This window comes from Frankia sp. CcWB3, from assembly GCF_977927595.1.
The window spans coordinates 10,670-13,961 of the sequence record NZ_CDWRCK010000098.1 but is presented as its reverse complement, the minus strand read 5'-3'; the positions used below and the strand labels follow the sequence as shown (position 1 = coordinate 13,961).

Genomic DNA, 3,292 nt, shown 5'->3' with positions numbered 1-3,292 from the left:
ATCAACAAATGGCTGCCCCGATGAACTTCCCAAACAGGCCCTAGAAGCAGTGCTGTCCGTGCGCGAGCTGCGCAAGTCCTTCGTCCTGCACACCATCGACGGCCGGAGGGTCGAATCCCTGCACGGTGTCGACCTCGACGTGCGCGTGGGCGAACACGTCGCCCTGGCCGGCCCCAGCGGCGCCGGGAAGTCGTCGTTGCTGCGCTGCGTCTACCGCACCTACCTGCCCGACTCCGGCGAGGTGTGGCTGCGCACCGCTACCGGAGACGTGGAGTTGACCGGGCTGGCGGACCGGGCGATGGCCCGGCTGCGGGGCCGAGAGATCGGGTACGTGTCCCAGTTCCTGTCCGCGCCGCCGCGGACCGGGCCGTGGGAGGTCGTCGCCGCGGCGGCCCGCCGCCGGGGGCTCGACCGCTCCGAGGCGCGCGACGCGGCCGCGGCCGCGCTGCGGCGGCTGAACCTCGACGAAGGGCTGTGGGACGTCGACTGTGGCGTCCTGTCGGGCGGCGAGCGGCAGCGGGTGAACCTCGCGGCCGGCACGGTGCGCCCACCGCGGCTGCTGCTGCTCGACGAGCCGGTGTCCGCGCTGGACCCGGCCAACCGCGAAGCCGCGCTGGAGCTGATCGGATCCCTTGCCGCGCAAGGAGTCGCGGTGCTCGCGGTGTTCCACGACCTCGACGCGATGAGGCGGCTCGCGTCGCGGGTCGTGCTGATGTCCGGCGGTCTGGTCGAGCGGTCCGGTAGCTGCGCCGACCTGCTGGCGGGTGTGGCATGAGCACGACCGTCACCGGATCCTGGCCCCCGGCATCCCGGACCCCGCCATCCTGGACCCCGGCCGCGCCACCCGCCGACTACGTGCTCGGCCACGTGCGGGCCGTGCTGCCCGACCGGCTGCTTGAGGACGCCCGGATCGTGGTCCGCGAAGGACGCATCGCCGCCGTCGAGAAGCATCCGCCCGGCTCCGGAGCCGACGTGGACGGTCAGGGCCTGCTGTGCGTGCCCGGCCTGATCGACACCCACAGCGACGGGCTCGAGAACGAACAGCTGCCCCGACCGGGCGCCGAGCTGCCGATCGAGTTCGCGCTGCTGTCCTTCGAGGGCAAGCTGCGGGCCGCGGGCGTGACGACCGTGTTCCACGGCATCTCCTTCGAGGACACCCACCACGACATCCCGCGCAGCGTGGGCCAGGCGGAGAAGACGTGCAAGGCGATCGACGCCTATCCCGGCGGGCTCGTCGACCACCGGATCCTGTACCGGCTCGACGTGCGCAGCCCGGAATCGCTGTCCGCGCTGGCGCGGCGACTGGACCAGGTGCCCGACGGCGCCCTGGTCTCCCACGAGGACCACACCCCGGGCCAGGGCCAGTACGCCGTCCGCGAGTACTACGAGCGATATCTGATGGGCAGCCGCGGCCTGTCCGAGGCGGAGGCTCGCGAGCATGTCGACCAGCTCATCGCCGACCGGGACGGCAGGCTCGACATCCGCGAGGAGGCCCTGATCTGGCTCGCCGCGCGCTCGGCGCGGATCCGGCTGCTCGGGCACGATCCCAGCTCGGCCGCCGAGATCGCCGAGCTGCGGGCCCGCGGCTGCGCGGTCGCCGAGTTCCCCACCACGATCGAAGCGGCGGAAGCCGCCCGCGCCCACGGGCTTCCCGTCGTCATAGGCGCCCCGAACATCCTGCGGGGACGTTCCCACAACGGCAACGCCTCCGGCCGTGACCTGGTCGGCCGCGGCCTGGTGACCGCGCTGGTGTCGGACTACCTGCCCTCCGGTCTGCTCGCGGCCGCCATGCTGCTCGCCGAGCAGGGGCTCGCCACCCTGCCGGCCGCCATCGGCCTGGTGACCGCCGGGCCGGCCGAGGTCGCCGGACTTCCCGACCGCGGCCGGCTCGAGCCGGGGCTGCGCGCCGACCTTGTGCTGGTCGAGCCGCGCCGCCCCTGGCCGGCGGTGCGGTCCGTGTTGTCATCCGGCGGTGTCTGGTGACAATCGGGAGTGCGGCGGTGACCCGGTGGCCGGTTCCCGAGCCGGAGATTCCGGCCGGGACGGATCCCGCGCTGGCCGCCGCCGCCCGCGCGGCGGTGGGCGCCTTCCGCGGCGCGCGCGAGCGGTATACGCGCGCGGAGCTCGCCGAGGAGGTCGGCATGGGCGCCGACGGAACCCTCACCACGCGTCTGGACCTGCTGGTCGACACCGCGGTGGCGGAGGTGGTGAATGCCCACCGGGTCAACCTGATCAGCGAGGAGATCGGTGTCATCGACAACGGTTCGGCGGTCACGCTCGTGGTCGATCCGGTCGACGGCACCGCCAACGCGGTCGCGGAGGTGCCGTTGTCGGCCTTCTCCGGCGTGGTCGCCGTCGACGGCAGGGCGACCGAGGCCCTCACCGTCTGGTTGGACACCGGCCGCAGCTGGCATGCGAAAGCCGGCGTCCCGGCGCCCTACCGGACAACAGGCCGGCGCGCACTCGACGGCGCCGCGGTCAGCCTCCTGCGGCCGCAGGCCAAGAACGAGGCGGCCTGGCTGCGGGTGAGCCGCCGGGCCGCGCGGGTGCGCATCCTGTCCAGCAGCTGGCTGGAGGCCGCCCTCGTGGCGCAGGGCTCCACCGGACGCCTTTGCCGACGCCGGCTCGGACACGCACCGCATCATGGACATCGCCGCGGCGTCCGTGCTGGTCCCGGCGGCGGGCGGCGCGATGATCGACGCCTTCGGCCGCCCGGTCGAGATCGTCCCCGACCTCAGCCGCCGCTGGTCCGGCGTGATCGCGGCGACCCCGGAGCTGGCGCACCAGCTCGCGGACGAGATCAGCGGCTCTTCCTACTGATCCGTTTATCCCCGGCGGCCAGAACCTGGATGTTGCCGCCGTGGTTGGCGACCTTGCGGCGCGGGGTTCCTTTCGGAGCCCCGCGCCGTCGTCGTCACCACCCCGAGGGGCATTCACTCCCTGTGACGGTCAAAGGCTCAGTGCGCCACGGGCTTGAGTGGCCGTACCAGTTTGCGTGAGGTGAACTGGAACTTTTCACGCTGGTAGAAACGCAGAGCTCGGGTGCGGGTGAGCGCGCTGCCTAGGGGACGTAATGAAGTAACAAATACGTGATCGAGAGCATCATCGCAGGTCACAGGCCTGTGGAGGGTTCGAAACGCGCAAGTTATTTCATTTCGACTCCCTAGCTCGACGACATCGGCGTCACGTTCCTTGGCAAGGTCGACGGCGTGTTGCACGAGCTGGGCCCCCACCGCCAGTCCGCGCACGTTCTCGTCGACCACAAGGCTGTCGATCTGCGCGACATAGGCAC

The 3,292-nt window shown here is 71.9% G+C and carries 4 protein-coding genes; 3 read left to right on the top strand and 1 reads right to left on the bottom strand.

Translation table 11 applies throughout. The features are described from left to right. The first annotated feature begins 49 nt into the window (after positions 1 to 49). The 3 genes from ACY5KJ_RS09835 to ACY5KJ_RS09825 are packed head-to-tail and all read left to right on the top strand — an operon-like array spanning position 50 to position 2,999. On the top strand, positions 50 to 775 hold the full coding sequence (locus tag ACY5KJ_RS09835; RefSeq protein ID WP_462189257.1) for an ATP-binding cassette domain-containing protein: 726 nt from the start codon (positions 50 to 52) through the stop codon (positions 773 to 775). Beyond that, entirely contained in the window at positions 772 to 1,983 is a 1,212-nt protein-coding gene (locus tag ACY5KJ_RS09830) for an alpha-D-ribose 1-methylphosphonate 5-triphosphate diphosphatase (protein WP_462189254.1), read from the top strand. Before ACY5KJ_RS09835 ends, ACY5KJ_RS09830 begins: the two co-directional genes overlap by 4 nt. Then, positions 1,980 to 2,999: an inositol monophosphatase family protein gene (locus tag ACY5KJ_RS09825; RefSeq protein WP_462203230.1), complete on the top strand. Its 1,020-nt coding sequence runs from the start codon at positions 1,980 to 1,982 to the stop codon at positions 2,997 to 2,999. Before ACY5KJ_RS09830 ends, ACY5KJ_RS09825 begins: the two co-directional genes overlap by 4 nt. On the opposite strand, the gene ACY5KJ_RS09820 is transcribed toward ACY5KJ_RS09825, so the two are convergent. Beyond that, the coding region (locus tag ACY5KJ_RS09820; RefSeq protein ID WP_462203229.1) for a GNAT family N-acetyltransferase at positions 2,958 to 3,292 on the bottom strand (335 nt) is incomplete at its 5' end. The two genes, ACY5KJ_RS09825 and ACY5KJ_RS09820, sit on opposite strands and share 42 nt — an antisense overlap.

What these genes read in the sequence shown, in the direction of transcription:
- ACY5KJ_RS09830 (WP_462189254.1), top strand. Translation starts at nt 772, where the DNA reads ATGAGCACGACCGTCACCGGATCCTGGCCCCCGGCATCCCGGACCCCG.